This is a genomic window from Tepidimonas sp., assembly GCF_029335975.1.
Taxonomy (GTDB): Bacteria; Pseudomonadota; Gammaproteobacteria; order Burkholderiales; family Burkholderiaceae_C; genus Tepidimonas.
This window is the reverse complement of sequence record NZ_JARJMT020000195.1, coordinates 1-5,399: the sequence shown is the minus strand read 5'-3', so window position 1 is coordinate 5,399 and position 5,399 is coordinate 1. Positions and strand designations below refer to the sequence as shown.

Genomic DNA, 5,399 nt, shown 5'->3' with positions numbered 1-5,399 from the left:
CGCGTGCCGAGCCGTCCCCTGCGGGAGCGGCCGCTTGCCAGAGCTGCTGCAGATCGCGCACCTCCAGCGCGGCCAGGGCCGCCAGCTCGTGCAGCAGCTGACGCTTGAGCGCCCCGTCCGGCAGCGCCTGCCACAGCGGGCGCGCCTGCGCGGTGGCGCGCGCGCGGCCTTCGGCCGTGGCCAGGTCGCAGCCGTCGGCCGCCACCTCCAGCACAAAGCGACTCAGCGGCGCGGCCTGCGCCAGCGCGGCTGTCAATGCCTCGGCGCCGTGAGCGCGGATGTAGCTGTCCGGATCATGCTCCGGCGGCAGGAACAAGAAGCGAAAACGCCGCGTGTCGCCGGCCCATGGCAGCGCGGCCGTCAACGCCCGCTGCGCGGCGCGCCGCCCGGCTGCGTCGCCGTCGAAGGCGAATATCACGTCGTCGGTGAAGCGCAGCAGCTTGCGCACATGGTCCGGCGTGCAGGCAGTGCCCAGCGTCGCCACCGCGTGGCCAAAGCCCAGCTGCGCCAGCGCCACCACGTCCATGTAGCCCTCCACCACCAGCGCGCAGCCGGCCTGACGGATGGCGCTGCGCGCCTCGTACAGGCCGTAGAGTTCCTCGCCCTTGTGGAACAGCGGCGTCTGCGGCGAATTCAGGTATTTCGGCTCGCCGCCGTCCAACACACGGCCGCCAAAGCCAATCACCTCGCCCTTGACGTTGCGAATCGGGAACATGATGCGGTCGCGAAAACGATCGTGGCGGCGCGCTGCATCGCCGTCGTCTTCGACGACCAGCCCGCACTCCACCAGCCGCGCGTCCTGGTAATCGCCGAACACCGTGGACAGGAAGCGCCGCTGCGCCGGTGCATAGCCCAGTCCGTAGGTCTTGGCGATCTCGCCGGTCAGGCCGCGGCCCTTGAGGTACTCGATCGCGCGCGGGCTGATCTTCAGTTGTGCGCGATAGGCGCTCGCGGCCTGCGCCATGAGGTCCACGAGCGTCTGCTGCGCACGCCGCTGCGCTGCCTCGCGCGCGCGCTGCTCGGGCGATCGCTCTTCCTCGGGCACCGTCAGGCCCAGCTGTGCGGCCAAGTCATGCACCGCCTCGCGAAAGCTCGCGCCGGTGTGCGCCATCAGAAAGTCGATCGCGTTGCCGTGCGCGCCGCAGCCAAAGCAGTGGTAGAACTGTTTGGCCGGGCTGACGGTAAACGAAGGAGATTTTTCGGCGTGAAAGGGGCACAGCCCGAGGTAGTTGGCACCGCTTTTGCGCAGCGCCACATAGCGACCGACGATGTCCACAAGGTCGGCGCGCGTCAGCAGATCTTGCAAAAAAGCGGAGGGAATGCTCACGTGCGCGCCTGCATCTCGAATTGCTCCACCGGCATCGGCCGGCCATAGTGGTAACCCTGCAGCAAATGACAGCCGTGGTTGAGCAGGTAGTCTGCCTGCTGCGCTGTCTCCACTCCCTCGGCGAGCACTTGCATCCCCAGCTTGCGCCCCAGTGTGATGATGGTGGTGACCACGGCTTCGTCCTGCCGTCGATGCTGGCCCAGGCGCGCGACGAAGCGCTGGTCGATCTTGATGACGTCGAACGGCAGCTCCGCCAAGTAAGCCAGCGACGAGTAGCCGGTGCCAAAGTCGTCCAGAGCCAGCGACACCCCTTGCGCGTCGAGCGCCTGCAGCATGGCTCGGGCCGATTCCAGATCTTCCAGGAAGACGGATTCCGTGATCTCCAGCTCCAGTCGATGCGCGGGGACGCCATGCAGCGTCAGCGCCTCAAGCACCCGCTGGCTCAGCGCCGGACCGTGGAACTGTTTGGCGCTGATATTGACCGCCAGACGCAGGCCCGCCAGATGGGGGTCGTCCTGCCAGCGCCGCAGCCGCGCGGCGGCTTGCTGCAGCACCCAGTCGCCCAGCGGCAGGATCAGACCGGTTTCCTCGGCCAACGGGATGAAGTCAGCCGGTGATACCAGGGAGCCGTCGGTGCGCTGCCAACGCACCAGCGCCTCGGCGCCGACGATGCGGCCCCGCGCATCGACTTGCGGCTGCAGATAAAGGCGCAGCTCGCCCGCTTCGATCGCGTGTGCAAGTGCGCGCTGCAGCGCGTGGCGCGCGCGGATCGCGGCTTCCATCTCAGGGTCGAAAAAGGCCACACCGTTGCGGCCCATTTGTTTGACGCTGTACATCGCCAAATCGGCCGCCTTCAGCAGCTCGGTGGTGTCCGCGTCGCCGTCGTTGCCGTACAGGGCGATGCCGATGCTCAGCGTCAACGTCACTGTCTGGTCCTGGTACGGGATCGGCGCGCGCAGCGCGGCGGCCAGTTTGTCGGCCACCGCCCGCGCGGCCAGCGCTGCGTCGTCGCGGCGATCGAAGGTGGCCGGCAGCAACACCAGGAACTCATCGCCCCCCAGCCGGCCCGGCGTGTCCTGCTCGCGTACCGCGGCACGAATACGCTCGCCAATTGCGCGCAGCACGGCATCGCCGGCGTCGTGACCCAGGGTGTCGTTGATCGTTTTGAAGCGATCCACATCGACGAACAGCACGGCTCCCCAGCGCTCGCTACGCCGAGCTTGGCTGAGGGCTTGCTGCATCCGGTCCAGCAGCAGTCGGCGGTTGGCCAGGCCCGTCAGGGGGTCGAAGAAGGCGAGATTTTCGATCTGCGCTTCGGCCTGCTTGCGCCAAGTCAGGTCGGAGAAAACCGCCACATAGTAGCGGGTCCGGCCACTGGCGTCGCCCACGGCGCTGATGCTGAGCCATTCGGGATAAATACTGCCGTCCTTGCGGCGGTTGCGGATCTCGCCTTCCCAGCGGCCGTGCTCGATCAAGGCTTGCCACATCGTGCGGTAAAACGCCGCATCGTGATGCCCCGAATGCAGCAGCTCACCCGGGGTGTGACCGATGGACTCGGCCGCGGTGTAGCCGGTGATCGCCTCGAAGGCGCGATTGGCCCGCATGATGCGGCCCTGCGCGTCGGTGATCAGCACACCCTGGTTGCTGTCGAATGTTTTGGCCAGCATGCTCAGCTCATCGAGCAAGGCGGTGTTTTCCCGCAGCGACTGGCGCAGCCGCCGCTTTTGGGCCAGCAAGATCAGCATCAAGAGCAGCAGCGTCAGCACGGCGCTGGCGATCAGTGCCAGCGGCTTGGCGTTGGCCCGCATCGTTTCGCTCCAGGTCAGCTGTGGCACACCGAAGGGACGTACACGCAAACCGCGCAGCAGGTTCTCCACTGCCGCGTAGCCTTGTGGTGGGACGAAGCCCGCGATGGCCCCAGTGGCCAGCGCTGCGTCGTCGCGGATGAGCAGCAGCGCCAAGGTCAGCTGGCGGCGCACATCGTCATCCACATGGGGGAGGACGGCTACCGGCCACTCGGGCACCAGCGGGGTGCTGACGGCGACAGGGTAGCCCGGCAAGTCCTGCCGTTGCAGCACCCGCAGGCGCCCGGGCGCGATCCGACCCGAGGCCACCATCGCCTCCCAGAGCCCGTCGCGTACGAAGGCCGCCTCGGCCTGGCCGTCCAGCAGCGCCTGCACCACACGGTCATGCAGCATCCCAACCGGTATCCAGTCGATGGCGTCGCTTGAGACGCCACGGCGCTGCAGCTCGTGGCGCTGCAAATACCAACCCTCCAACGATTCTTCGTGCGGGATGGCCACGCGCCGCCCACGCAGATCCTGCCAGCGCTGCAACGGGCTGTTGGCTGCAACCAGCACGGTGCCGCCGAACCCAACGGTCACTATCCCCTGACGGCGCCGCAGCAGCGTGGCCAGCGCCGTGCTGAGGCCTTCGGAATGGCGCAGGGCGACATAGTGTGCCGGGTTGGTGATGAGCGCGTCCAGTCGCCGCGCGCGCACGGCTATCTCCAAGTCCGAATAGGCCAGCCAGTGCGGCTGCACAGGTACATGCGGCAGCTGGCGTTGCAAGGCCGCAATGACCGGTTCCCAGTCCTGCCGCTCGACTTCGAGGGGGCGATAGATCAAGATGCCCAGGCGCAGTTCCGCCATGGATACCATCGGGGCCCCTGAAGCGGGTGCGACCACCAGCCAAGGGGCCATGGCCCACAACACCAGCCAGCAGCGGCACAGCGCCAGCGCGATGGCCCTTGCGCAAGGAGCGGTCCGATGCAGTCTCACAGCGGCTCCTCGAAGGGCAAAAACTGCCGCGCAATCAGCTTGGCAGGCAGCGGGGTCGCTGGCAAGGGGATTTTTTGCAGCACCTCGCACAGCGACTGGGCTGCGATCAGCATGGGCGGCGGATCGCCGATGAGCCAGCGGCGGTTTTCCACCCAATCGGTCAATCGCAGGCCGGAAAAAGCCGTCCACACCCGCGATCGGGGCAGATCCAGCCAGGGTGCGAGTCGATATGCCGCATCGAGGGACTGGGCATGCAAGTGGCGTTGCGCCAAAAAGATGTGCCCGACCAGGGTGCGCACGGCCCCGGCGTGCTGCCGCAGGGCATCGCGGTGTACCGCCAGCACATCCAGGATGGGACGCTGCGCCGGCAGTTGGCTGCTGTCGAATACGCGTATCGCCCCGAGACCCCGCAGGTGCGAGGCGACGGGCTCGCAGGTCACCAGCAGGTCGACATCGCCGCGCTGCCAGGCGCGCGTGTGCTCGTCGTATGTCAGGTGCACGGCCTGGACGTGGGAAGACGGCAGTCCGTGGTGTTGCAGCCAACTGTCGGCCATCAGTTGGCCTACGGCACCGCTTTCAAGGCCCAGGCGCGCGCCGCGCCAGCGCGACGGGGTCTCGAAACCCGGCCGGGCAAGCACGACGTCGGCCCCCAGCGATTGGTTGAAAACGGCAACGATGCGCAAAGGTGTGCCGTTGGCAATGGACTGCAGGGTCTCGTCCAGTGTGAGCGCGGCAGCCTGGGCATGTCCCTCGGCCAAGGCCATGCGCGATGCCGACGCCGACGCGGTGCGCCGCGCGGCAAGCGGCCCATCCTCCCACCAGCCCAAGTGATCCGCCAGGTGTAACGGGGCATAGCCCGGCCAGGGGTGAAAGGCCACGGTCAGTCGCGGCTCGTCGCTGCAGCCAAGCAACCACGGCGCCGACGTTGCCGCGACCGCGAATCCGGCGCTCTGACGCAGCCAAGTTCGGCGGCGCATCCCGACTCCCCGCCCACTAGCCCGTCACGACGCGGTTTTTGCCGGCGCGTTTGGCGCGATACATCGCCGCGTCGGCACGGGCGATGGCGGCGTCCACCGGCTCATCGTGCTGCAGTTCGGTCACCCCCGCGCTGAAGGTGATCAGCACCTTTTGCTCGCCCTGCAAGAACAGGTGGGCGCTCAGGTCGCGCTGCAGCCGTTGCACGACACCGGCGGCTTCATCGGTCGTGGTGTCGGGCAGGATGATGATGAATTCCTCTCCCCCGTAGCGGCCGATGGTGTCCTGTGGACGCAGACTGCGCCGGGCGACATCCG

The 5,399-nt window shown here is 67.6% G+C and carries 4 protein-coding genes; all 4 read right to left on the bottom strand.

Annotated features, from left to right (window positions below; translation table 11 throughout):
* Positions 1-1,327, bottom strand: a 1,327-nt coding sequence (gene dnaG, locus P3W97_RS10865) for a DNA primase (protein ID WP_300846640.1), incomplete at its 3' end; no start/stop codon positions are given.
* Positions 1,324-3,978 (bottom strand): EAL domain-containing protein, encoded by a 2,655-nt coding sequence (locus P3W97_RS10860; protein WP_300846638.1) that lies wholly within the window; start codon positions 3,976-3,978, stop codon positions 1,324-1,326. The genes P3W97_RS10860 and dnaG, both read right to left, overlap by 4 nt.
* A 125-nt stretch (positions 3,979-4,103) precedes the next feature.
* Entirely contained in the window at positions 4,104-5,084 is a 981-nt protein-coding gene (locus P3W97_RS10855; protein ID WP_300846636.1) for an ABC transporter substrate-binding protein, read from the bottom strand.
* Between the two features lie 16 nt (positions 5,085-5,100).
* The coding region (locus tag P3W97_RS10850) for a diguanylate cyclase (RefSeq protein WP_300846635.1) at positions 5,101-5,399 on the bottom strand (299 nt) is incomplete at its 5' end.

Excerpts from the sequence above, each read along its gene's own strand:
- P3W97_RS10860 (WP_300846638.1), bottom strand. The coding sequence starts at position 3,978 with ATGGCGGAACTGCGCCTGGGCATCTTGATCTATCGCCCCCTCGAAGTC.
- P3W97_RS10855 (WP_300846636.1), bottom strand. The coding sequence starts at position 5,084 with ATGCGCCGCCGAACTTGGCTGCGTCAGAGCGCCGGATTCGCGGTCGCG.